Here is a 20,893-nt window from a genome sequence, read left to right on the forward strand (position 1 = left end):
CGAAATTGACCGGCGCCTGGAATCACCATTAACTGTATATACATACAGTTTATTTCAAGGCTGCGTCATGACCGCCATCCTCGGCCCGATCGCGTGTGGGAGTGCTTCGCTCCCACGCTACCTGTTTCGCGTACCGGCGGGCTTCCCGTCACCGGCGGCGGACCATATGGAGCAACCGCTGTCACTGGACGACTTGTTCAACCTGCGTGCGCCGCACATGTACCTGGTCAGGATAGACGGCGACAGCATGCAGGGCGCCGGGATCTTCGACGGCGACCTGGTGATCGTCGACCGTGCCCTGGAGGCGCGCCACGGGCATATCGTCATCGCGGCGGTCAACGGCGAGCCGCTGTGCAAGCGCCTGCACCGGGTCGGTGGCGAGGTGGCGCTGCGCTCGGAGAACCCGCGCTACCCGCCGCGCTACATCCTCGAAGGCGACGAACTGGCGATCTGGGGCGTGGTGACCTTCAGTGTGCGCAGCCATGACCCCAATGCCTGAGCCGGTGTTCGCGCTGATCGACTGCAACAGCTTCTACGCCAGCTGCGAGCGGGTGTTCCGCCCCGACCTTGCGCGCACGCCGATCGTGGTGCTGAGCAACAACGACGGCTGCGTGATCGCCCGCAGTGCCGAGGCCAAGGCCTACGCGCGGATGGGCGAGCCGTACTTCCAGATCCGCGACAAGCTGCGCCGGCACGGGGTGCTGGCGTTCTCGTCCAACTACGCGCTGTACGGCGACATGAGCGAGCGGGTGATGGGCTTGATCGAGTCGATGGTGCCGGCGGTGCAGGTGTATTCCATCGACGAATGCTTTGCCGACTTCACTGGCATCCCGGGCAACCTCACCCAGTTCGGCCGCGATATCCGCGCCCGGGTGCTGCGCTGCACCGGCATCCCGGTGGGGGTGGGCATCGCCCGCACCAAGACCCTGGCCAAGCTCGCCAACCACATGGCCAAGCGCTTGCAGGCGCAAACCGGCGGGGTGGTGGACATCTGCGAGCCGTTCAAGCGCGACTGGGTGCTGCGCAACACCGGGGTGGAGGAGGTGTGGGGGATCGGCAAGCGCATGACCGCGCACCTGGCCGAGTTGGGCATCCGCAAGGCGATGGACCTGGCCCTGGCAGACCCGCGGCTGCTGCGCGAAAGATTCAGCGTGGTGGTCGAGAAGACCGCCCGGGAGCTCACCGGCACGCCGTGCCTGGCGCTGGAGGAAACCGACCCGCCGAAGCAGGAGATCTGCTGCAGCCGCATGTTCGGCAAGCGCCTCACCGAGCTGGCGCCGATCAAGCAGGCGGTGGCCACTTACACCGGGCGCGCCGCCGAGAAGCTGCGGGCCCAGGGCTCGCTGTGCAAGCGCATGCGGGTGAGCATCCGCACCGGGCTGTTCAACCCCGATGAGCGCCACCACGTGCAGGGCGTGCTGGTGGAGCTGCCTTACCCCAGCGACGACACCTTGCTGCTGACGCGGATGGCGACCGAGGCAGTGGCGCGGATCTACCGGGCCGGTTACCGCTACAGCAAGGCCGAGGTGTTGCTGCTGGATCTGCGCCAGCCGGGGGAGTTCAGCGATGACCTGTTCGCGCAGGGCCAGCCCTTGGCAAGTGGCCGGCTGATGTCGGTACTGGACGAGGTCAACGGGCGCTATGGGCGGGGGACGCTCAGGGCCGGCAGCGTGCCCGCAGTGCCCGAGTGGGGGATGCGCCGGGCGATGATGAGCCCGTCCTATACCACGCGGATCGAGCAGTTGTGGACGGTGGGGTCGCGGTGAGTTGCTGCACAGTGCGGGCCGCCGCAGACTGATTCACCGGCGCCAAGTGGTCATAGAGTCGAGCCAGGCCGGGCCGGGTAGGGCTTTCGCAAAAACTACCGTCGGCTCCTTACTAGGCTCTGTCTGAAATCCCAAGAAACTGAAATGTGGCCTCGGAACAGCCTGGGTTCTGAACAGTCGCCGGCTATCTACGGAAAGGAATTCTGTGATGGCAAAGCGTTATGAACTCTCGGATGAAGCGTGGGCAGTGGTCGCCGACCTCTTTACGGCGGCCCACGTCAGGGGCAGGCCCCGCAGCAGTGATCGCTTGATGCTCGATGGTGTGCTCTGGGTGCTCTGCTCAGGAGCAGCCTGGCGGGATATGCCCGAGCGCTTCGGGTCTTGGGTAACGGTCTATCATCGCTTCCGACTCTGGCGAAACCGCGGAGCATTCGATCAGATGCTCAGACGATTGCACCTCAGACTCAATGACAAAGGCTTGATCGATCCCCACACCTGGAGGATCGATTCGACCGCTGTTCGAGCAACCCGTGCTTCATTTGGAGCGCGGAAAAAAGGGGGCCTGACGAGCCTGCCGATCACGCTCTAGGGCCTGACAACCAAAATCCATATGCTCTGCGACGCCAACGGGATACCGTTGCGCTTCCTTCTCTCTGGCGGCCAAGCCAGCGACATCAGCTATGCCCAGCCGTTGCTTGATGATGTCAGCATCACGACAAACCAGCGTGGTCGTCCACGCAAGCGATGCAAATGGTTGCTGGCTGACAAAGGCTACGACGCCGAGGCCTTGCGCCGTTACTGCGATCGATATCGGATGCAGCCGGTCATTCCGCTGCGCTCAATGAAACGCAAGCCCAAACCCGGCTTGCCGAGACTGTTTGATCGCCCCAAATATCGACAGCGCAACATCATCGAACGCATGTTCGGCAGGCTAAAAGAGAACCGCCGAATCGTCACGCGCTTCGAAAAGCTCGCAAAAAGTTATGCCGCAATGGTCTCGCTGGCTTGCGTCATGCGGTGTATGCGACGGCTTTGTTCAGACAGAGTCTAGGCATTGCCTTTGGTGCAGTGACCGTAATTATATTTCCTGGAATCGGCGGAATCATGCTAGGTGGCTCATCAGGCTTGCTCTTAGCATTGGCTCACTTTCTTGCTAACAAGAACGTTCGTATGCCGCCGACAGAGCCGCATTCGCATTAGATGGTGGAGCTCTAACTTCCTTAAAACTGCCCCGCGACTACCACGATAGATTTCATTGTAAGAACCATTCGCCAGTAGGTGATCGCAATACTAGTCTTGATTTTAATTCTCTCGTTTTTCGCCCGCAGTCGTCATCGCCCAGCGTCTGCTCCTGACTCGCCCCCACCCCATAGGTCATGAAACCCTCGCGAACACGCTGGCCACGCCACAAAGCGCGCATGAGCGTCTGAACGATGTAAGCTCCACCACCAATACAAATGCCCCATAAATCACCACAAGTTATAACGCTTATTGAAAAAACATATAAAAACAATAAATACTTTAGTTTGACTATGGCTATAGTGAACTCAGGTAATCCGGAAAAACCAAAATGCCAACTCATAAAGCAATAGGCGCCTCACTTTTTTTTGTCGTACTCAACGCGCTGGGATCTGACGCATTAGAACTACCTCAATACATGTTCAGTGGTAGAGTTTTGGAGCGTTTGCTGATAGTGATATTCGGCGGCGCCGCCTTATACTGGGGGTACAAATTATTTAGCATCACCACCTCAGAAGCTGGGAAATTAATAGCTCAAAGAGGAGAGTGGAAGTTTCAACTGTCACAAGTTGGCCCGGGAGTATTCTTTGCGCTATTCGGCGCCTCAATATTAGTATATGCACTTAGCGCGGCGCCGCGCTTCATCCAAAATGCTCACACTGACAACGACGACGAAGGTTCAGCTAAAGTTTCTGTGTATGGAGCCACACCAGCAGTAGCAGCACCCCCATCCACAAAACTAGATTATCTAATCACGCTTACCACATTGAAAAGAGAGGTTGTCGAAATTCTTCCACCTGCTGACCTAGCAAAGTCCAAGAGCATCCAAAAACTATTCTCAAACTTAGAGCCAGTTAGAAGAGACCTACTCGATGGAGCACTGAATGCTGCTGGGCGATATTCCGAGTGGAGCCACCTTAATGATCTCAGGATGACTGATCCATTGAGTTTTAGCGAAAAACTAAATAATGATAAAAAGCTAAAACAGAGATTTGAGGAATCAGATGACCTCCTAACAAGAGTCAGAGACCAATAATGCAAACCTTCACCAAGATTATCTCAATTATAGTATTGAGCTTCTGCACTCTTACCAACGGCTTAGCATATGACCTAACTTGGTATCAGCAAAGCACCAAAACCGTTCTCAAAAATGCAAGGAAACTCATCGAGCCCACCCTCCCTCCCAACGAGAGAGCGATCGCCAACAGCATAACCTACAAGGTAAGTTCGAGCCCAGGTATTGGCGCATTCGCAGCATTCGACGACAACGAAAGAATCATAATAATAAGCGCTGGAACCATTCAAATTATCGACTGGATACAAGATCTTTTAACAATGGAGGCGGAACTTGACAAGCCAGGCTGCTACTCCGAATTTCTGATCTACCTCAATGAGATAATGGAAACAAATGCGCTCAGAATATCCAACCACCTGCCTCCTCAACCCGCCATGTCGCCCCTGGTATACTCCGCGCACACTGACGGTGCCTGTTCCGGGGTCACAATCGAAGACTTTCAGGAGTTAGATAACTTTAATTACTACAAAGCAAAAGCCATAGAGGCCAGCATCATGTTCATGTATCTTCATGAGCTTGGCCACCATGTATTGAATCACGTAAAAAACAAACATATTCAGGAACCCGAAAATCTCGCCATGAGTCGCAGCAAAGAAAATGCAGCCGATCAATACGCCATAGTCACCGCACTTCATGCCAACTACAATTTAGTGGCGGCCGCCCCTTGGAACTATTTCATGGCAGCTTTTGGAGGGGGCTCACTTGAAGCCGAAAAAAAATCAGACCATCCACTTGGGGTAAAAAGAGTTTTAAGCATATATGATAACGCGATAATTTATTACACTGACAACCCCGGCGCATGGAAAGACCCGACAACCTACGATGATTTAATGGCTGGTTTAAAAAAACAGCGCGACCTCATTAAAGAGCAGATCAGCAACATAGAACCTTAATACATCCCCGACCTAACTTATAATACATTTGTGTGTTCACCCGCAACTGCGAGGCCTGCGCTTCGGAGAAACGCCCACGGGCACCTCGACGCGGTCATATCTGCCTGTTCAGCCACCCCTGAACCCGCGGGCAACCGTACTCCAGGGCTTTAAACTGATACGCAAACTTCACGTTTTTGTCTTTGGCGCCTGCATCAACCAGCACATCGCGCATGGCGAAATACAGATTCGCCCTGAAGGCCGGTTCATCAAGTTGCATTACCACGGTGGGCATTGGCCGAGCCTGCGAGCAGTACTCAAGGATGGTCGGCTGCGGATAGTAGCGCGCATAAGGCCCGGGCATTTCCGGCAAGGCCTTGACCTGCGCAATGTACTCGGGCGTATCGATATCGCTCAGGCAGTTCACGCGCATTTGCAGCGCCGCAGGCGTGAAGCCGCGTTTGAGGCTCGATTTGAACAACCCGCATATCTCGGCACGCTGCCCCTGGCCGTCCAGAACACCGAGCAACTGCGCCAAGCGATACTCAGCGGCCGGGTTGCCGGCAGCGATGGCGGCCTCCAGCAGCTTGTTGGCGCTGGGTAGATGCTGCTGTGTGTAATCGACGAACGCCAGCCTGGACGCTTCGTTCATTCGGCCGTCTGGCTCGCGTCGATTCACCAGCTCCATCATTCTGCGGTCAATCTCGTCGAGGATCGGCGCCGCTTGCCGATACTCCGCTTCACCGGGAAGCAGCGTTGTGGGTTGGGCGTGCGCCTGGAGGCTGAAGCAGGTAAGCAGCAGAGGCGTGAGCAGGCGTCTCATGACAAAAAGTGGCATCCGTGGCGATTGGCGTCGAGAGGCGCGAGTCTAGCAAGAAAGCGCCAAGCGCAGGCCCCTCACGCCCTGCCTCGTACTTCGTAGGAAGCCGTGATCACCGGGTCGCGCAGCGCCCAGACCGTTTCGGCAAAGTCGCCGATCATCTCGGCCTGCGCTTCGAGGGTCATCTCGACCGCTTCAAGGCATACAAGATGGCCGGGGGACCAATCGAGCAGTTTGCACTGGGGGTACCTGGCCAGTAACGCGGCCAAGGCCTGTTGCGGCGGTTGCCTGCTGCTATACGCGAAGTCGAAGTACGGAGCCATGTCCGGGAACTGGTAGAGCAGCACCCACGCAGGTGCCGGGCCATCGAACCATAACGTGACGGCGCGATGCGCCCATTGCGCGCCGCCGTTTTCTACGACCGAAAGGGCGTCGATGATCGACCGGCACTCGGGTATCAGCGTCATGCAGTCAGCGTCGAACCTGCGCACGGGCACCGGGGCATCGGCCAGGCTGGCAAGCATTGCAGCACGTCGTGCTTTTCGGTTCACGGTATGGCCTTGAGGTTGAGTGGTTGCATTCGGTCGGGGTGATGGGCCTGTCACATCCAGTCCAGCGGCGCCCCCGACCTGACCCACGCCTTCATCCCGCCGCGGTACCAATACACCTGGCGATAGCCCAGGGCAATGGCGCGCAGCGCGCTGTTGTAGCTCATCCAGCATTGTGGGTGGTGGCCATAGAACACCAGCGCCCGCGCCTTGTCACCGTGGGTCAACGCTTGCAGGTCGTTGGCCAGGCGTTGCTGGGTCTGGTCGCTGAAGTTGCCGCCCTCGGCGCCGTAGTGCAGGTCGATGGCACCGGGAATGCCGGTACTGGCGCCTATGGCGGCAATCACCACGGGCGGCTTGGGTGTAGCAAGTTCAAGGGTGAGCGCTGCCGTCGTGATCAGCTGGCCACCGGGAATGCCGATGGGGGTGTCGCTGCCTAGGCTCGGCCCGGTATGCAGCACGCTGGTGGGCTCGACATCCGTGGCCAGCGATTCCTCCTTGGCCACTGTCTCGGCGGGCTCACCGTAGCGGCTTTGGTAAAACGCGTTGAACCCCGGCCCACTGGCCTTGAGGTTCATGAACTGCCGGGCAACGGCGTCCACCCGGCCATCGTTCCCCACGTGAAACAGATCGCCGCCAACGATGACACGTCGCGAACCCGGCATCACCAGGGAGTCGTCGCGCCTGGCCATTTGCTGGAAATCGACCGGCTCGCCATAGCGCAAGCTCGCGCCACTGGCGCGCAGCACCGCCTTGTTGCAGGTGGCAACGCAAGCCAGGCGGGCGTCATCGACGGGCCCGATCACCTTGAAGCCGTCCTCTGGCGGCGTGGTCCAGAAACCCAGCTTGTCGGGGGCATCCAGGCGTGGCCCTTGGCCGGCCTGCTGGCGCAGGGTTTCGATCAGCGCCAGGCTCAGGGTCGAGCGGTCGAAATACAGGCTCTCGACCCGCTCACGGTAGGCCCGTGCCACCGTCGAGACCCCGGGGTTGTCCTTGTCGGCCTGCTGCGCCGCGCGGAAGTAGGCCGCCTTGTCCAACGCCTGCTGGCGGTTGCCCAGCAACGGTACCTCCACTTCCTGGTAGGCCTTGTACATCAGGGCTCTGAAGCGGCTGTCGGTGAACAGGGTCTTGCGGTGGGTGCCTTCGAAGCCATCGTCCACGCCGGCGTGCACGCCCAGCATTTCGAAACGGGCGTTGCCGGGGTTCCACACCAGCAGGGGCCCGCCAGAGTCGCCGAACCAGATGTTGCAGTAGTGGTTGAACAGGATGGTCCGTTGTTGGGCGTTGTAGCTGTGCCGGCTGATGTCCAGGGTGCACTGCTTGAGCGAGGGCGCGACGAAGCCCAGCCTGGCCATGGACAGCTTGAACAGGTCGCCGGGGTAGCCGATGGCGGCGACGTTCAGTTGCGCCGAGCGGGAGGCGTCGAAGCTGTCGGCGAAGGCCAGCGGCGTCACCGGCCTGGCGGGCGCCTTGCGCAGGCGCAGGAGGGCCCAGTCCGCGCCACCCTTGTGCTGGTAGCTGACCAAGGTGGCCGGGATCACCTCCTTGTGCGCGGCCGAGCGTTCGAATACCACCTGCACCTTGCCTTTGCGGTCGGTCTTGTCGACGCAGTGGCCGGCGGTGACCACCAGGGTCGGCGTGCCCACCACGGCACCGCTGCAGCTGCCGGCCTGAGCTTTCACTTGCACCAGGGCGTCATAGGGCGGCTGGCTGAAATCGGTGATGAACTGGCGGTCTTCCTCGACGCCGATATTTCGCCACAGCGAGGGTACGGGCTTCAGGCCCGCCGTGGGCAAGGGCAGGGGTGCAGGCTGGTCTAGGCTGGCCAGGTCCGCTTCGCGCAAATAGCCCACCAGGCCATACACCGCCTGGCGGTCGGGACGCACCTGCGGTTGCCGGTCGAGAAAACGCGTTACCGAGGCTGTGTCGATAGGGTTCAGGTAGCCCAAGGTATCCGGGTAGGGGCCTTCGCTGGCGGCAATCACCGCCAGCCAGCCGGGCGCTTGGGCCGGGCGTGCATACACCAGGTGCCAGCGGCCGATGTCCTGGATCACCGGGGCCGCGGGGTCGGGCTTGAGGCGAACCTGCACCGGGCGCAGGCTCAGGTAGCGAGTGCCGGGCGCATGGCGCAGCCCCCAGGGGATATCGTGCCCGCTGTGCTCGGCGAGGTTGCCGAAAAACGTCTCGCCGCCATAGTGATTGTCCCTGGGCTTGCCCTCGGGGGTGACGATGGCGGCGGCAATCTCGGCCCAGTGGCGCTTTTCGTCCAGCGTGCGGGCATCGTCCATCAAGCGCCAGGCGCGGCGGATATCGCCGCCGGCCACCGCCTTGCGGTACCAGGGCATGGCCAACGGGGCAAAGCTGTCGTGCAGGCAGGTGTCGAAGTAGGTGTCACCGATCTGCACCATGGCGTCGGTGTCGCCTGCGTCGGCACGGCGCAGCAGGGCGGGCAGGTTGCGCCCCTGTTCCACCCACTGGCGGGCCTTGGCGGCATCCGGCTCGACACCTGGCTGGTCGATGAACAGGCAGCCGTAGCGCTGGGCAGCGGCCGGGTCGCCGGCTTCGGCCTGGGCGCGGAGGGTGTTCAGGGTTTTGTTGTCGACGGCGTCCACCGCAGCATGGGCGGGGCAGGCGAGGGCCTGGGCCAGGGCCAGCAACGGCCAACAGCGTCGGCATGGAAGGCTCACGTTGTGCTCCAGCAGTCAGTCGCCAAACAGGTGCGTGCCCGGCAGAACAGCCAAGGTGGGCCTGGCCCGGTGGCGCCGGGCCAGTAGCAGGCAATTATAGGTGCTGGCCTGGGTGCTCTCGGGTTGTCATCGCCAGCGTCAAGGGCGCGCCCTTGCATCAGGGCTGTTCTTTACATATGGAAATCCGTATATTCGGATTTCCATATGTAAAGGTGCTGCCATGATCACCCCACCCGAGCTCTTCAAGAGCCTGGCGGACGAGACCCGCGCTCGCGCCACCTTGCTGATCGCCCAACTGGGCGAGCTGTGCGTCTGCGAACTGATGTGCGCCCTGGACGACAGCCAGCCCAAGATCAGCCGCCACCTCGCCCAGCTGCGCAGCAGCGGCCTGCTGCTGGATCGCCGCCAGGGCCAATGGGTGTACTACCGTCTCAATCCGCAATTGCCTGCCTGGGTGCACGAGGTGCTGCAGCTGACGCTGCAGGCCAATGCCGTGTGGCTGCAGGCCAACGCCACACGCCTGCAGAACATGCAAGAGCGCCCGGTGCGCACTGCCGCCTGCTGCTGAACATCTGCCAAGCGAGGTCCCCATGCTGGTCGCCGTTGCCGTCTTCATTTTCACCCTCACCCTGGTCATCTGGCAGCCCAGAGGCCTTGGCGTCGGCTGGAGCGCCACGCTGGGCGCGATCATCGCCCTGGCCGTGGGCGCGGTCTCGCTGCAGGACATCCCTGTGGTGTGGGCCATCGTCTGGAATGCCACCGCCACCTTCATCGCGATCATCATCATCAGCCTGCTGCTGGACGAGGCGGGCTTCTTCGAGTGGGCGGCCCTGCATGTGGCGCGTTGGGCGAGGGGCAGTGTTCATCGCCTGTTCGCCTTTTGCATCCTGCTTGGCGCCGCCGTTTCGGCGTTGTTCGCCAACGATGGTGCGGCGCTGATCCTCACCCCCATCGTCATGTCGATGCTGATCGCGCTGCGGTTTTCCCCCGCGACCACCCTGGCGTTCGTCATGGCCGCTGGTTTCATTGCCGATACGGCCAGCCTGCCGCTGGTGGTGTCGAATTTGGTGAACATCGTCTCGGCCGACTACTTCGGCCTGGGTTTCGCCGACTACGCCGCGGTGATGGTGCCGGTGAACCTGGCCAGCATTGGCGCCACCTTGCTGGTGCTGTGGCTGTTCTTCCGCCGTGACCTGCCACAGCGCTACCCGGCCGACACCTTGCCGGCGCCGAGCTCGGCGATACGTGACCCGGCCACCTTCGCCGTCGGTGGGGTGACGCTGCTGTTGCTGCTGGTCGGCCTGTTCGCCCTGGAGCCGCTGGGCATCCCGGTCAGCGTGGTGGCGGGCGTGTGCGCGGCGCTGCTGTTCGCGGTCGCCGCCCGTGGCCACCGCATCTCCACCCGCCGGGTACTGCGCGAGGCGCCCTGGCAGGTGGTGATCTTCTCCCTGGGCATGTACCTGGTGGTGTACGGGCTGAAGAACGCCGGCCTTACCGACCTGCTTGCCCGGCTGCTCGATCAGCTCGCCGCCCACGGCCTGTGGAGCGCCACCCTGGGCACCGGCCTGCTCGCGGCGCTGCTGTCGTCGGTGATGAACAACCTGCCCAGCGTGCTGATCGGGGCGCTGTCGATCCAGGCCAGCGGCGCCGAGGGCCTGGTGCGCGAGGCGATGATCTACGCCAACGTCATCGGCTGCGACCTCGGGCCGAAAATCACCCCCATCGGCAGCCTGGCCACGCTGCTGTGGCTGCACGTGCTGGCGCGCAAGGGCATGCGCATCAGCTGGGGTTACTACTTCAAGGTCGGCCTTGTGCTGACCTTGCCGGTACTGCTGATCACCCTGTCGGCCCTGGCCCTGGCGCTGCGCCTGAGCCTGTGACACCCACCACCCTGCGAAGGAGCTTTCATGCGAGTCTTGTTCATGTGCACGGCCAACAGTTGCCGCAGCATCCTCAGTGAAGCGGTGTTCAACCACCTGGCGCCGCAAGGCTTCCAGGCGGTGAGCGCCGGCAGTTTTCCCAAGGGCCAGGTGCTGCCGCGCAGCCTGGCGACCCTGCAGCAGGCCGGCATCGCCATTGCCGGCCTGAGCAGCAAGGGTAACGATGCATTTGCCGACAACCCGCCGGACATCGTCATCACCGTCTGCGACAAGGCGGCGGGCGAGGCCTGCCCGGTGTACTTCGGCCCGGCGTTGAAGGCCCACTGGGGGCTGGAGGATCCCTCCGAGGTGGTGGGTGACGAGGCGGCGGTCGATGCGGCCTTCCAGGCCACCCTGGCCCGTATCGAGCAGCGTTGCATGGCGTTCTTCGCGTTGCCGTTCGCCACGCTTGCGCCTGAGGCGCTCAAGCGCGAGTTGCAGCGTATTGGCGGCCTTTGACCCTTTGCTGCTCGGAAGGGGCCCGGCCGAAGGCGTATGATCGCCGGCCACAAGCGCCGACAAGGAAACCGTCATGCTCCCCAACAAAGCCTGTGCAGTGGTGCTGTCATCCTCGCCGTATCCCCGGTTGCTGCTATTCCGCCATCCGCTGGCGGGGGTGCAGCTGGTCAAGGGCAGCCTCGAAAAGGGCGAAGCGCCGGGTGCGGCAGCCGTGCGTGAGTTGTGGGAGGAATCCGGGATCCGCGGTGCGCTGATCAAGGCTGACCTGGGGTGCTGGGATGCCGGCCTCAAGGGGCAGGTCTGGTCGTTCCAGCTGTGTGAAGTGAAGGGGCCGCTGCCTGAACGATGGGCTCATCAGACGCTCGACGACCACGGTCATGTGTTCGAATTTTTCTGGGCCCCGCTCGACCTGCTGCCCCTGAACGAATGTCATCCGGTGTTCCAGCGGGCGCTGGTGTTCCTCGGCGCCGCGCTGCAGGCGCACGGCCATTGCACAGGCAAGCGGCCGTGAACCTCGCCCGTGCCCACTCAACGCACCTTGAGCAATCGGTCCAGCGAAAAGGCCCCGGCCCCTCGGGCGATCAGCAACAACAGCAGGCCGGCCCAGGTCAGGTGGGTGGGCCACGCATCGGGGTAGACGAACACTTCGATGACCGTGGTCATGCCGAGCAAGGCCAGGGCCGACAACCGGGTCAGCAGGCCGAGTACCAGCAGCAGCGGGAACAGGTGCTCGGCATAGGCGGCCAGGTGCGCCGCCAGCCAGGGTGAGAGCAGCGGCAGGGCGTATTCGCTGCGGAACAGCTCGTAGGTGCCGGGGGTAATGGTCAGCAGGCCTTCGACCTTGGTGCGGCCGGACAGGAAAAACACCGAGGCGATGCCGAACCGGGCGACCAGGCACAACAGGTCGTCGCCCAGCAGGCGTTGCAGGCGTTCGGCAAGCCGGTTCCAGTGGTGGCGCAGGCTGTTGGCCGGCCCGCTGGTGTGGGTGATGTCCATGGCAGCTCCTCAGGCGAATGTGAGTGGACGAAAAGCCCGGGCTTGCAACAGCCGACCGAGCAGGTCGGTGAAGTCCAGGTCGGGTTGGGCTTGCAGGGCGAGCTGCGACGCCTGGTCCAGCGTCAGCCCGTCGGCACAGGCCTGGAGAAAGGCGCAACCAGCGTGCTCCAGGGGGTGATGGCGCACACCGTCGGCATCGCCGCTCAGCAGCACACCTTCGGCGACCCAGGACTGGTCCTGCGGCCAAGCCAACTGTTCGCGGCTGCAGCGCCACAGGCTGTACGCCGGATGGTGCGCGAACCAGTGCCAACGTACGCTGGCGCGCGGGCGCAGATGACTGTGTGCCAGGTCGCCGGCGGTCATGCCGGCCAGCTCGGCGAGGTCCAGGCAGGGATCGCAGGGCCCGCTGAAAGCCTCGTTCCACAGGCGGTCCAGGCGCGCGACATCGGCCAGGTAAGTCAGGCCGTGCTGCGCCTGCATCGCTTCGAGAAAGGCCGCAAAGGTTGCGCCGTAATGAATCAGCCGGGCATCGCTGGGCGGTGACTGCTGCGCATAGGCTGCCGCCGCATCATCCATCCAGGCTGGGCCGACCAGTTGCTCGACACTGGGGAAGTTGGCGCGCAGGGCATCGACGCAGCCAGCCAGCACGGTGTTGCGGTACACCGCAAACGCCGGCTGCTCGGTCAACGCCGCCAGTTGTGGCGCCGGCCGCCCTTGCAGCGCGTCGACGAATGCGTCCTGGAACTGGCGCAAAGAGGGATTCATGACAAGCCTCCAGTGTGTTCCAGCAGCGCCTGGGCCCGGTCGCGCTCGGCGAGCAGCTCGTTGAAGGGGGGAAGCTTGCCGTCACGTTCGATCAAGGTCGGGCGTGGCCCGATGCGCTCGATCAACCGTTGGAACAGCGCCCAGACCGGCTCGGCGATGCTGGCGTCATGGGAATCGATCAGCAGCGCGCCCTGGTCGTCGTGGCTGTACCCCGCCAGGTGCACCTCGGTCACGGCGTGGGCCGGGAATCGGTGGAGGTAGTCGGTGGCGTCGAAACCAAGGTTGTGTGCGCTGACGTGCACATTGTTGACGTCCAGCAGCAAGCCGCAGCCGGTACGCCGGACCAGCTCGGTGAGGAAATCGATCTCGTCCCAGTCATGCCCCTGCAACTGCAGGTAGTGGCTGGGGTTCTCGATGGAAAGGCGCCGCCCCAGGGCCTCCTGGCTGCGCTGGATGTTGTCGGCGATCCGCCCCAGCGCCTCGCTGCTGCGGGGGAAGGGCAGCAGGTCGGGGTGGTACTGGCCGCGCCAGGCCGACCAGGCCAGGTGTTCGGACACCAGTGCCGGGCGTACCTCATCGATCAAGGCGCGCAAACGCCCTAGGTGCGTGGCATCCGGTTCAGCGTCGGCTGCCAGTGACAGCGCAACGCCGTGCAGCGACAGCGGATGCTGCTCGGCGATGCGCGTAAGCCAGGCGAGCCGTGGGCCGCCGACCATGTAGTTTTCCGGGTGGACTTCGAACCACAGCCCGTCGGCGCGGTGGGCCAAGGCCTGGGCGTAGTGCTCGGCCTTGAGCCCGAGCCCGGCGCCCAGCCGCGTGTTGCCGTTCATGGTCGGCCTCCTGCACTCAGGACTTGATCGGGGTCAGCGAGCCCATGCCAGTAGGGGTCTTGATCGACGTGCAGGAACCGGCCGGGACGTTCTTCCAGTGCATGCCGTCATAGTCTTTTTTGGCACTGCCGGCGCAGGTGGTGCCGGCGCCAGCCTTGCAGTCGTTCTTGCCGGCCATGGCAACGCCGTAGCATTTTTCCATGGCGGCACCGGTGCCGGCGGGTTGAGTGGGGTCTGCGGCCATGGCGGTACCTGCCAGTGCGGCGAGGGCGAGGGCAGCGGTAGCGAGGGCGAGGGTTTTCATGTTGGCTCTCCAGAGGGTGGAGCCGTGGCGAATTACCGGCGGCTCATGGACTAGTTCGCCGCACTCGTCCATCGGGTTACAGCCACTACAAAATATTTCTCGCAATGTGTGCAGGCCACCTACCTTATTGAGGCAGGCCGACGTTCGCAGGGCAGGGGTGTGCGACAGGGGGCCGGTGAAAAGAAACGCGGCGAGGGTGTAACCCAGGCGGCCAATGCAACGAACTAATGATCAGGCAGTGCTCAATGCGCGCGAGTTACAGTTGCAGGTTTTGCTGCTGCGCGGGCTCTCGGGCGATGCAGTGGCTTACCGCGATTTTCTGGCGGCACTGGCGTTGCATGTGCGTGGCTTTTTACAACGGCGCCTGGCCTGGCGCCCCAGCGAAGTCGAGGACCTGGTGCAGGAAGTGCTGCTGGCGGTGCACAACGCGCGCCATACCTATCAGGCGCAGCAGCCGTTGACCGCCTGGGTACAGGCAATAGCCCGCTACAAGCTGGCCGATCATCTGCGCAGCTTCGCCCGCCACGAGGCGCGCAACGAGCCGCTGGACGATGACTCCGACCTGTTCGCCGGTACAGGTGCGGAACCGGCCGAGGCCAGCCTGGACCTTGAGCGCTTGCTCGAGCAATTGCCGGCACGTCAGCGCTTGCCCATCGTGCACGTCAAGCTGGAAGGGTTGTCGGTGGAGGAAGCAGCACGCCTAACCGGTCTCTCCAGTTCGGCGGTCAAGGTGGGCATACATCGAGGGCTGAAAGCCTTGGCCAGGTTGATTGAAGGCAGGAGTAACCATGAACACCGATGACTGGATTGACCTGCTGGCCCGCCACGAGGGCCCGGTGGATCGGCACGTGTCGGCGAAGCGCCTGGGTGTTGCACTGCTTGGTGGCTTGCTCGGCGCGGTGCTGATGACAGCGGCCATCTACGGTGTGCGCAGCGACTTGGGCGAGGTCGCCCGCACGCCGCTGTTCTGGGCCAAGGTTGCACTGCCCGCCAGCCTGGCGCTGCTCGGGTTGTGGCTGACCCAGCGGCTGGCCCGGCCGGGTGTGAAGGGCGGTGCCTTTTGGGGGCTGCTTGGCCTGCCTTTGGTGCTGGTCTGGCTGGGCGCGGCGATCAGTCTGCTCGGTACCCCTGTCGAAGCCCGCGCCGACCTTGTCCTGGGCCGCACCTGGCGCACCTGTGCCTTGAATATCGCCTTGCTGTCGCTGCCCTGCCTGATCGCTGTGTTCTGGGCCTTGCGCGGCCTGGCGCCAACCCGCCTGCGCCAAGCGGGTGCGGCTGGCGGGTTGCTGGCGGGTTCGACGGCAACCCTGGCCTACTGCCTGCATTGCCCGGAGATGGGCGTGCCGTTCTGGGGGCTCTGGTATGTGTTGGGGATGTTGCTGCCGACACTTTTGGGGGCGGTTGTCGGCCCGCGATTGTTGCGCTGGTGACTGCCCATCACAAGGTTGCAGGGCCAGCCTTGCGCTGGCCCTGCTGGTCCGTTATTACCGGGCAGGTTGCAGGAAGGGGTTGCCCTTGTGCTGCAGGTACTGCTGGCCAAACCAGAACGAGGCGTAATCGGTGATATGGCCAATATCGCGGTACACCGGTACCCCGTCGATGGCCATCAGGCAGGCGCCGTCCCGGCACTGGGCATCCTTCGGATCAATGATGATCAGCTCTGGATACGCTTGCTGCGCGGCCTTGAACAGCTCGGTGAGCCTGGGGTCTTCAACGCCATTCCACGCTTGCCGGTCGCAATGCGCGCCTTCGGCCTCGGCGCCGAACATCCCGCGCAGTTTGATGTTGCGGTACACGCAGTTGTTGACGCCGGCCGGCATGAGCATGTTGGCCTTGACGATGACCGGAATGGCACCGGCCTCACGGATGACCTGCAGCCCTTCAAGCAGCGCGGCCTTGAGCCGTTGGTTGGAGAGCGCTTCGGTACGCTCGTCTGCCAGGGCGGTGACCACTCTGTCGGTGTTCACGTAGTTTTCCCAGATCTGGCCGATCATCACGTACTTGTACCGGTTCTGCTTGATCAGTTGGTAATAGTCGGCGCTGGCCGCGTGGCAGGTGATGTACAGCTCCTTGAACTTGTACCAGTCGTACAGGTACACGCCAGGCAGGGTCAGGCAGGCCGAGTAGGCTTGCGCCATGACCGAGATGTTCGCGTCCTTGGCCAGGGTGTCGATGAACCCCCACTCCTGGTTGGAGAACGAATCGCCGATCAGGAGTGCCTTGGTCGCTGACTGTACATCGCCCAGCAGGCATCGCTCGTCCGAGCCATCGCTGGCACCTTCCAGGCATTTTTCCCGGTGCGGCACTTCGGCGGCCTCGAGGCGGGTCAGGACGCTGTTGGTCCCGTAGTCGAAGCGAGCGGGCCAGCCGTCGGCCTTTTTCCCGGCGGCATGCAGCACCGACAGGCCGATGGCCGGCACGACCATCATAAGCACCAGGGTCTTGGTGAAGCTCAGGCGCGAGTGGCGCAGTGGTTTTTCCACCAGCAGGTAGGACAGCGTGGCCAGCACGAACGTGAGGGCGAAGTAGCTGGCGATCACCGTTGGGGTCTTTTCCAGGCCCAGGTAGTTGACGGTGGCGATGATCGGCCAGTGCCACAGGTACAGCGAGTACGAGATCAACCCGATCAATACCACAGGCCTGGACGACAGCAACCTGGAGGTGATGCTGGAGGGGCCGACGAACAGCAGCGCGGCAGTGGCCAGGCAGACCAGCAGCGCGTGGTGGTCCGGGTAGCTTGCAACCGCAATGACCTGCAGGGCAGTCAGGACGATGACCAGCAGCGACACCAGTGCGATGGCCGAGGCCATGACCTTGCCGGGCTGTTTTCTGCCGTTGCCCAGCACGGCGACGCAGGAGCCGATCATCAGCTCGAAGATGCGTGCAGTGAAGAAGTAGTAGCCCTGCCCGTGGAAGGCCTTGGAAATGTACAGGGCGGCGCCGATCGACAGCACTGTCAGCAGCACGCAGGCATACCCCAGCTGGCGTTTGCTCAGCGAGCGGTTCAGCAGCCACAGCCCCAGCGGCAGCACGATGTACCACTGCCACTCGATGGCCAGCGACCAGGTGTGCATCAGCAGCAGGGTCGCGGCGTCCGCCGTGGCGTAGCCGCCCGTTGCCTTGCCGAAGTACTGGTTTGACAGCAGCAGGCTTGTGTACTTTTCGCTCTTCAGGAAGTCGACGAAATCACCGGGCAGGTACAGCAGGGCGGCCAGCGCCAGGGTAACCACCAACAGGGCCAGCACCGCAGGCTGCAGCCGCCAGATCCGGCGTGTGTAGAACCCGGAGAAGGTGAACGTGCCTTTCTCCATCGACCTGAGGATGATCGAAGAGGTCAGGTAGCCAGAGATGACGAAGAAGATGTCGACGCCGATGAAGCCCGACGGGAACAGGGTGAGCCCGCCATGGAAGACCAGGACCAGCAGAACGGCAATCGCGCGCAGCCCGTCGATGTCAGCCCGATAGTCAACCGTCCTGGTGGTGCTGTGGGCCGGTTGGGTGGTTGTTGCACTGCCGGGCGGGTGTAGGTTTGCAACATCGTGTGGCGTGAGCAGGTAGCTTTTGTCGTTTGACACAGTGGTAGTCCTTAATTCCCTTCCATTCGCCTTCTGAAACCAGGCAGCACGCGACGTGCCTGCGAGTGGGCACGCAGGGCACAACAGCTTCCATGGTGAACAGCGCAGGCGTCGCCCTGGGCAGGGCCCCGGCTGCCGGCGCGTATCGTACAGGCCTTTTGCTATTGCATTCCATTTCAATAGCTTGGCGAATGGGCGATGGCGGCCACAGGTGCCGAGCTGATGGCCCTGGCTGCCTCCAGTGCCCTAGCGAAAACCTGCCTCGGCACATCGCGAAACATTGTGAAAGCGCTGGTTACACAGCCGCGCGTCAGCGGCTGCTGCGCAGAGCCATAGTCAATCCCGTGTGATGTGCTTTGGCAGAGACTGCCGCAGCGCCACTGGTCGCCTGAGGCAATGGAAGACTGGCATTCGTCTCGGGTGTGTACGATGATTTTCGTATCGACAAGGATGTCCCATGCAAAGAGGCTTCAAAGCAGCGAGGCGCGCAGTGATCGCAGCCCTCGAAGCAGGTGATTACCTGCATGCGTCACGCGGCGATATCGAGGTGAAGAACCTGTTGGCGACTGGAGCGGTTACGGCGGCGCAAGTCATCGACGTCATCCGCGCCTGCAACGGCACCCATTACCGCAGCAGCCCCCATCACACCGTGGCATCGGTCGAAGTTCACCTGATCAGGTGGCACGGTTGGTACATCAAGTTCTATTTTCTCGAGCCAGACACCTGGTTCATCAGCGTTCATCAGTGAGTACCCAGGCGATGACAATTCTTTTCGAAGGCGATACCGGCAAGGCGCTCTGCGAGCATTGCCAGGCCGTGGTAACCACGCGTTACCTGCGCCGTGACGTGCCGTTCAGCGATGGGCAGGGTTTGGCGCGAGACATCCTGGTGGGCGTGTGCGATGGCTGCGATACGGTGGTGGCCATCCCGCCGCAGTCCACCCCGGCAATCCGCGAGGCGCGCAAGCAGCAGCTCAAGTCCATCGAGGCGCGGCTGCCGGCGGTGTATCTGGATGTGCTCGACGCGGCAATGCAAGCGGTCAGCAGCGAGGCGGGGGCACACTTGCGCAAGCTGTTCCTCGCCCATTATTTCCATTGGCTGGTGCAGGCCCGCCAGGGGGCGGGTCTGCAACCCGGCCACGAGGCCTTCGTCCAGGCACTCGACGCGCAGCGGCGTCAGAGGGGGTTACCGGCGTCCGGAGCCACGCGGCGGTTGTCGATGAAGGTCAACGTGCACATGGCCGAGGACTTCCTGACGCTGCTGGGGCAAACCCGGATGAGTCAGACCGAGCTGCTAAAGGCGGTGATCGCAAGAATCCAGGTGGATGTGCTCGAGGCGCGTGATCCGCAGGTGATCGAGGCGCTGCAGCGGCTGACGCGGCTGGCGGGTTAGGTTGGGTCGGGCCTGACTCCTCACATGTGAGGCTTGCCGAGCTCATGATCCAGGCGTAACGTGCATCACATGTGAGACAAGGACACCCCCCTTCGATGACAGGCAAGAAAAGCTCCACCGACTACATGCGTGACATGCGCGCCCGGCTCAAGGCCGCAGGCCTGGTCAAGCGTGAGCTGTGGATCCTGCCTGAGCACGCCGCCGCCCTGCGCGGTATCGAGAAGGCTTTACGTCAGCCCCACGCGGGCAAACAGGTCAGAACGGAGGATTTCATGACCGAGCACACCCACTGGACGATCGAAACGCTGCACGGCGCCCTGCAAGGCCTGGACGAGGTGCGCGGCGGGTCGATCGGCCTGTCCCTGCAACAGGGCGCCGAGCCCAGCCTCAAGCTGGTGATGAACGAACTGGACGGCCTGCCGCTGTACATCGCCGTGGCCGGTGAGCAGATCCTGGTCGACACGCTGTTGGTGGAAGCCAGCCAGGTGAAAGACCGCGCTGCATTCAACGATGCGGTGCTGCGTACCCGCGACGTGTTCCCGCTGTCGTCCATCGGCCTGCACACGCTGCCCTCGGGCGAGTCGGTGTACACCATGTTCGGCGCCCTGAGCGCGGCCTCGTCGTTGGACAACATCGTCCAGGAGATCCACACCCTGGCCGACAACGTCATCACCGCCGCCGAAGATTTCGAAGACTACTTCACCCACTGATTCCGGAGATTGCATCATGAGTTTGTTGAGAAAGATCGTCACCGCCCTGCGTGGCGGCGCTTCGGAAGTCGGTGAGGCGATCGTCGACTCCCAGGCCCTGCGCATCCTCGACCAGGAGATCCGCGACGCGGACAACAACCTGATCGATGCGCGCAACCAGTTGGTCAAGATCATGGCCAAGCACAAGACCGCGCAGCAGCGCATCACCGAGTTCGACAAGACCATCGGCGACTGGGAGCAGAAGGCCATTGCCGCGCTGGACAAGGGCGAGGAGGGCCTGGCCCACGAATGCGCGGCGCGCATCGCCGACCTGACCAACCAGCGTGACAGCGAGCAGGCGCTGGCCGACCAGTTCGGTGCGTCGGTAACGACCCTGACCGCCACCGTGAACAAGACCGAGGCGCAGATCAAGGGCCTCAAGCAACAGGTGGATCTGGTCAAGGCTCGCGAAAGCGTGCAGCGTGCCCAGGTCAGTGCGGCGTCGGCCACCGGCGGCGCCAATGGCAGCCTGGAAACGGCGGTCGGGTCGCTGGATCGCATCAAGAAGCGCCAGACCGAGCGTGCCGCCGAGCTGGAAGCGGCGGCGGAGCTGGCGGGCAAGGCTGACGGCAGCGATCTGGAAGCACGCCTGAAGTCGGCTGGGATCGGCGCCAGCAACAGTGGTGCCGACGATGTACTGGCACGCTTGAAGGCCAAGGCGGCCAAGCCGGCGGAGTGATTCGTTGAGTGGGCCGGCCTCATCGCGGGGCAGGCGCAAAAACCCTGTTGCAGACCCGTTGGCGGGGCACACGAAAAGCAGTATCGTGTCGCCCCCGCCAAAGGACTGCCGCGACCCAAGGGATTTTCAATGTCGCCTTCTGCCGACAGGCCCAGCCTGTTTGCTACAGCTCCAGTACTGGCTCCTGATCCGTCACCCTCTCACCCAGGAGATGCCCC

The 20,893-nt window shown here is 62.7% G+C and carries 23 protein-coding genes and 1 pseudogene; 15 read left to right on the plus strand and 9 right to left on the minus strand.

Annotated features, from left to right (window positions below):
- The first annotated feature begins 67 nt into the window (after nt 1–67).
- From ACO6VM_RS07945 to ACO6VM_RS07955, 3 genes and pseudogenes are all read left to right on the plus strand, one after another.
- A complete protein-coding gene (locus ACO6VM_RS07945; protein ID WP_125463400.1) occupies nt 68–499 on the plus strand; it encodes a LexA family protein in 432 nt (143 codons plus the stop codon).
- Complete coding sequence (umuC, locus tag ACO6VM_RS07950; protein WP_422403039.1) at nt 483–1,766, plus strand: translesion error-prone DNA polymerase V subunit UmuC; 1,284 nt, start codon at nt 483–485, stop codon at nt 1,764–1,766. Before ACO6VM_RS07945 ends, umuC begins: the two co-directional genes overlap by 17 nt.
- Before the next feature lie 208 nt (nt 1,767–1,974).
- Nucleotides 1,975–2,817 (plus strand): annotated as a pseudogene (locus tag ACO6VM_RS07955) (IS5 family transposase).
- Nucleotides 2,818–3,018: 201 nt separating this feature from the next.
- Here ACO6VM_RS07955 and ACO6VM_RS07960 read toward each other — a convergent pair.
- Nucleotides 3,019–3,348: a hypothetical protein gene (locus ACO6VM_RS07960; RefSeq protein ID WP_422403040.1), complete on the minus strand. Its 330-nt coding sequence runs from the start codon at nt 3,346–3,348 to the stop codon at nt 3,019–3,021.
- Here ACO6VM_RS07960 and ACO6VM_RS07965 point away from each other — a divergent pair.
- Complete coding sequence (locus ACO6VM_RS07965) at nt 3,337–4,041, plus strand: hypothetical protein (protein ID WP_125858066.1); 705 nt, start codon at nt 3,337–3,339, stop codon at nt 4,039–4,041. The genes ACO6VM_RS07960 and ACO6VM_RS07965 overlap by 12 nt on opposite strands.
- The gene (locus ACO6VM_RS07970; protein WP_422403041.1) at nt 4,041–4,973 is read left to right on the plus strand and encodes a hypothetical protein; all 933 of its coding nucleotides are present in this window, start codon (nt 4,041–4,043) and stop codon (nt 4,971–4,973) included. The genes ACO6VM_RS07965 and ACO6VM_RS07970 overlap by 1 nt, the downstream gene beginning before the upstream one ends.
- 94 nt (nt 4,974–5,067) lie before the next feature.
- On the opposite strand, the gene ACO6VM_RS07975 is transcribed toward ACO6VM_RS07970, so the two are convergent.
- The 3 genes from ACO6VM_RS07975 to ACO6VM_RS07985 all read right to left on the minus strand — a co-directional run bounded on the left by ACO6VM_RS07975 (nt 5,068) and on the right by ACO6VM_RS07985 (nt 9,007).
- Entirely contained in the window at nt 5,068–5,775 is a 708-nt protein-coding gene (locus tag ACO6VM_RS07975; RefSeq protein WP_422403042.1) for a hypothetical protein, read from the minus strand.
- Nucleotides 5,776–5,849: 74 nt separating this feature from the next.
- A complete protein-coding gene (locus tag ACO6VM_RS07980) occupies nt 5,850–6,296 on the minus strand; it encodes a hypothetical protein (RefSeq protein WP_422403043.1) in 447 nt (148 codons plus the stop codon).
- A gap of 77 nt (nt 6,297–6,373) precedes the next feature.
- Nucleotides 6,374–9,007, minus strand: a complete 2,634-nt coding sequence (locus ACO6VM_RS07985; RefSeq protein WP_422403044.1) for a trypsin-like peptidase domain-containing protein — start codon at nt 9,005–9,007, stop codon at nt 6,374–6,376.
- Between the two features lie 220 nt (nt 9,008–9,227).
- Between ACO6VM_RS07985 and ACO6VM_RS07990 the strand changes: the two genes are divergently transcribed.
- The 4 genes from ACO6VM_RS07990 to ACO6VM_RS08005 all read left to right on the plus strand — a co-directional run bounded on the left by ACO6VM_RS07990 (nt 9,228) and on the right by ACO6VM_RS08005 (nt 11,896).
- The gene (locus ACO6VM_RS07990; RefSeq protein ID WP_401056929.1) at nt 9,228–9,575 is read left to right on the plus strand and encodes a metalloregulator ArsR/SmtB family transcription factor; all 348 of its coding nucleotides are present in this window, start codon (nt 9,228–9,230) and stop codon (nt 9,573–9,575) included.
- A gap of 22 nt (nt 9,576–9,597) precedes the next feature.
- Nucleotides 9,598–10,887, plus strand: a complete 1,290-nt coding sequence (locus ACO6VM_RS07995; RefSeq protein ID WP_422403045.1) for an arsenic transporter — start codon at nt 9,598–9,600, stop codon at nt 10,885–10,887.
- 27 nt (nt 10,888–10,914) lie between these two features.
- Nucleotides 10,915–11,385, plus strand: a complete 471-nt coding sequence (locus ACO6VM_RS08000) for an arsenate reductase ArsC (protein WP_401056931.1) — start codon at nt 10,915–10,917, stop codon at nt 11,383–11,385.
- 73 nt (nt 11,386–11,458) lie between these two features.
- A complete protein-coding gene (locus ACO6VM_RS08005) occupies nt 11,459–11,896 on the plus strand; it encodes an NUDIX hydrolase (RefSeq protein WP_422403046.1) in 438 nt (145 codons plus the stop codon).
- Nucleotides 11,897–11,913: 17 nt separating this feature from the next.
- On the opposite strand, the gene ACO6VM_RS08010 is transcribed toward ACO6VM_RS08005, so the two are convergent.
- Genes ACO6VM_RS08010 through ACO6VM_RS08025 form a run of 4 tightly spaced genes read right to left on the minus strand, consistent with a single transcriptional unit; the run spans nt 11,914 to nt 14,280 of the window.
- Complete coding sequence (locus ACO6VM_RS08010) at nt 11,914–12,381, minus strand: DoxX family protein (RefSeq protein WP_422403047.1); 468 nt, start codon at nt 12,379–12,381, stop codon at nt 11,914–11,916.
- Nucleotides 12,382–12,390: 9 nt separating this feature from the next.
- Complete coding sequence (locus tag ACO6VM_RS08015; RefSeq protein WP_422403048.1) at nt 12,391–13,146, minus strand: DNA-binding domain-containing protein; 756 nt, start codon at nt 13,144–13,146, stop codon at nt 12,391–12,393.
- Nucleotides 13,143–13,976, minus strand: coding sequence for a DUF692 domain-containing protein (locus ACO6VM_RS08020; protein WP_422403049.1), 834 nt, complete (start codon nt 13,974–13,976; stop codon nt 13,143–13,145). Before ACO6VM_RS08020 ends, ACO6VM_RS08015 begins: the two co-directional genes overlap by 4 nt.
- A gap of 16 nt (nt 13,977–13,992) precedes the next feature.
- The gene (locus tag ACO6VM_RS08025) at nt 13,993–14,280 is read right to left on the minus strand and encodes a DUF2282 domain-containing protein (protein ID WP_401056936.1); all 288 of its coding nucleotides are present in this window, start codon (nt 14,278–14,280) and stop codon (nt 13,993–13,995) included.
- Between the two features lie 214 nt (nt 14,281–14,494).
- On the opposite strand from ACO6VM_RS08025, the gene ACO6VM_RS08030 reads away from it, so the two are divergent.
- The gene (locus tag ACO6VM_RS08030) at nt 14,495–15,082 is read left to right on the plus strand and encodes a sigma-70 family RNA polymerase sigma factor (protein ID WP_422403050.1); all 588 of its coding nucleotides are present in this window, start codon (nt 14,495–14,497) and stop codon (nt 15,080–15,082) included.
- The gene (locus ACO6VM_RS08035; RefSeq protein WP_422403051.1) at nt 15,069–15,710 is read left to right on the plus strand and encodes a DUF1109 domain-containing protein; all 642 of its coding nucleotides are present in this window, start codon (nt 15,069–15,071) and stop codon (nt 15,708–15,710) included. The genes ACO6VM_RS08030 and ACO6VM_RS08035 overlap by 14 nt, the downstream gene beginning before the upstream one ends.
- A 54-nt stretch (nt 15,711–15,764) precedes the next feature.
- On the opposite strand, the gene ACO6VM_RS08040 is transcribed toward ACO6VM_RS08035, so the two are convergent.
- Nucleotides 15,765–17,855 (minus strand): acyltransferase family protein, encoded by a 2,091-nt coding sequence (locus ACO6VM_RS08040; RefSeq protein WP_401056939.1) that lies wholly within the window; start codon nt 17,853–17,855, stop codon nt 15,765–15,767.
- Nucleotides 17,856–18,345: 490 nt separating this feature from the next.
- Here ACO6VM_RS08040 and ACO6VM_RS08045 point away from each other — a divergent pair, with 490 nt between their 5' ends.
- The 4 genes from ACO6VM_RS08045 (at nt 18,346) to ACO6VM_RS08060 (ending at nt 20,675) form a co-directional block, all read left to right on the plus strand.
- Nucleotides 18,346–18,603 (plus strand): hypothetical protein, encoded by a 258-nt coding sequence (locus tag ACO6VM_RS08045; protein ID WP_422403052.1) that lies wholly within the window; start codon nt 18,346–18,348, stop codon nt 18,601–18,603.
- Nucleotides 18,604–18,614: 11 nt separating this feature from the next.
- A complete protein-coding gene (locus ACO6VM_RS08050; protein WP_422403053.1) occupies nt 18,615–19,247 on the plus strand; it encodes a hypothetical protein in 633 nt (210 codons plus the stop codon).
- A gap of 95 nt (nt 19,248–19,342) precedes the next feature.
- Nucleotides 19,343–19,957, plus strand: a complete 615-nt coding sequence (locus tag ACO6VM_RS08055) for a YjfI family protein (protein ID WP_125858084.1) — start codon at nt 19,343–19,345, stop codon at nt 19,955–19,957.
- Between the two features lie 16 nt (nt 19,958–19,973).
- Nucleotides 19,974–20,675, plus strand: coding sequence for a PspA/IM30 family protein (locus ACO6VM_RS08060; RefSeq protein ID WP_401056942.1), 702 nt, complete (start codon nt 19,974–19,976; stop codon nt 20,673–20,675).
- The last annotated feature ends 218 nt before the right edge of the window (nt 20,676–20,893 follow it).

The sequence above is a fragment of the Pseudomonas sp. GZD-209 genome (assembly GCF_049310485.1).
GTDB lineage: Bacteria > Pseudomonadota > Gammaproteobacteria > Pseudomonadales > Pseudomonadaceae > Aquipseudomonas > Aquipseudomonas sichuanensis.

What these genes read in the sequence shown, in the direction of transcription:
- ACO6VM_RS07945 (WP_125463400.1), top strand. Translation starts at nt 68, where the DNA reads ATGACCGCCATCCTCGGCCCGATCGCGTGTGGGAGTGCTTCGCTCCCA.
- umuC (WP_422403039.1), top strand. Translation starts at nt 483, where the DNA reads ATGACCCCAATGCCTGAGCCGGTGTTCGCGCTGATCGACTGCAACAGC.
- ACO6VM_RS07965 (WP_125858066.1), top strand. Translation starts at nt 3,337, where the DNA reads ATGCCAACTCATAAAGCAATAGGCGCCTCACTTTTTTTTGTCGTACTC.
- ACO6VM_RS07960 (WP_422403040.1), bottom strand. Translation starts at nt 3,348, where the DNA reads ATGAGTTGGCATTTTGGTTTTTCCGGATTACCTGAGTTCACTATAGCC.
- ACO6VM_RS07970 (WP_422403041.1), top strand. Translation starts at nt 4,041, where the DNA reads ATGCAAACCTTCACCAAGATTATCTCAATTATAGTATTGAGCTTCTGC.
- ACO6VM_RS07975 (WP_422403042.1), bottom strand. Translation starts at nt 5,775, where the DNA reads ATGAGACGCCTGCTCACGCCTCTGCTGCTTACCTGCTTCAGCCTCCAG.
- ACO6VM_RS07980 (WP_422403043.1), bottom strand. Translation starts at nt 6,296, where the DNA reads ATGCTTGCCAGCCTGGCCGATGCCCCGGTGCCCGTGCGCAGGTTCGAC.
- ACO6VM_RS07990 (WP_401056929.1), top strand. Translation starts at nt 9,228, where the DNA reads ATGATCACCCCACCCGAGCTCTTCAAGAGCCTGGCGGACGAGACCCGC.
- ACO6VM_RS07995 (WP_422403045.1), top strand. Translation starts at nt 9,598, where the DNA reads ATGCTGGTCGCCGTTGCCGTCTTCATTTTCACCCTCACCCTGGTCATC.
- ACO6VM_RS08000 (WP_401056931.1), top strand. Translation starts at nt 10,915, where the DNA reads ATGCGAGTCTTGTTCATGTGCACGGCCAACAGTTGCCGCAGCATCCTC.
- ACO6VM_RS08005 (WP_422403046.1), top strand. Translation starts at nt 11,459, where the DNA reads ATGCTCCCCAACAAAGCCTGTGCAGTGGTGCTGTCATCCTCGCCGTAT.
- ACO6VM_RS08010 (WP_422403047.1), bottom strand. Translation starts at nt 12,381, where the DNA reads ATGGACATCACCCACACCAGCGGGCCGGCCAACAGCCTGCGCCACCAC.
- ACO6VM_RS08015 (WP_422403048.1), bottom strand. Translation starts at nt 13,146, where the DNA reads ATGAATCCCTCTTTGCGCCAGTTCCAGGACGCATTCGTCGACGCGCTG.
- ACO6VM_RS08020 (WP_422403049.1), bottom strand. Translation starts at nt 13,976, where the DNA reads ATGAACGGCAACACGCGGCTGGGCGCCGGGCTCGGGCTCAAGGCCGAG.
- ACO6VM_RS08025 (WP_401056936.1), bottom strand. Translation starts at nt 14,280, where the DNA reads ATGAAAACCCTCGCCCTCGCTACCGCTGCCCTCGCCCTCGCCGCACTG.
- ACO6VM_RS08030 (WP_422403050.1), top strand. Translation starts at nt 14,495, where the DNA reads ATGCAACGAACTAATGATCAGGCAGTGCTCAATGCGCGCGAGTTACAG.
- ACO6VM_RS08035 (WP_422403051.1), top strand. Translation starts at nt 15,069, where the DNA reads ATGAACACCGATGACTGGATTGACCTGCTGGCCCGCCACGAGGGCCCG.
- ACO6VM_RS08050 (WP_422403053.1), top strand. Translation starts at nt 18,615, where the DNA reads ATGACAATTCTTTTCGAAGGCGATACCGGCAAGGCGCTCTGCGAGCAT.
- ACO6VM_RS08055 (WP_125858084.1), top strand. Translation starts at nt 19,343, where the DNA reads ATGACAGGCAAGAAAAGCTCCACCGACTACATGCGTGACATGCGCGCC.
- ACO6VM_RS08060 (WP_401056942.1), top strand. Translation starts at nt 19,974, where the DNA reads ATGAGTTTGTTGAGAAAGATCGTCACCGCCCTGCGTGGCGGCGCTTCG.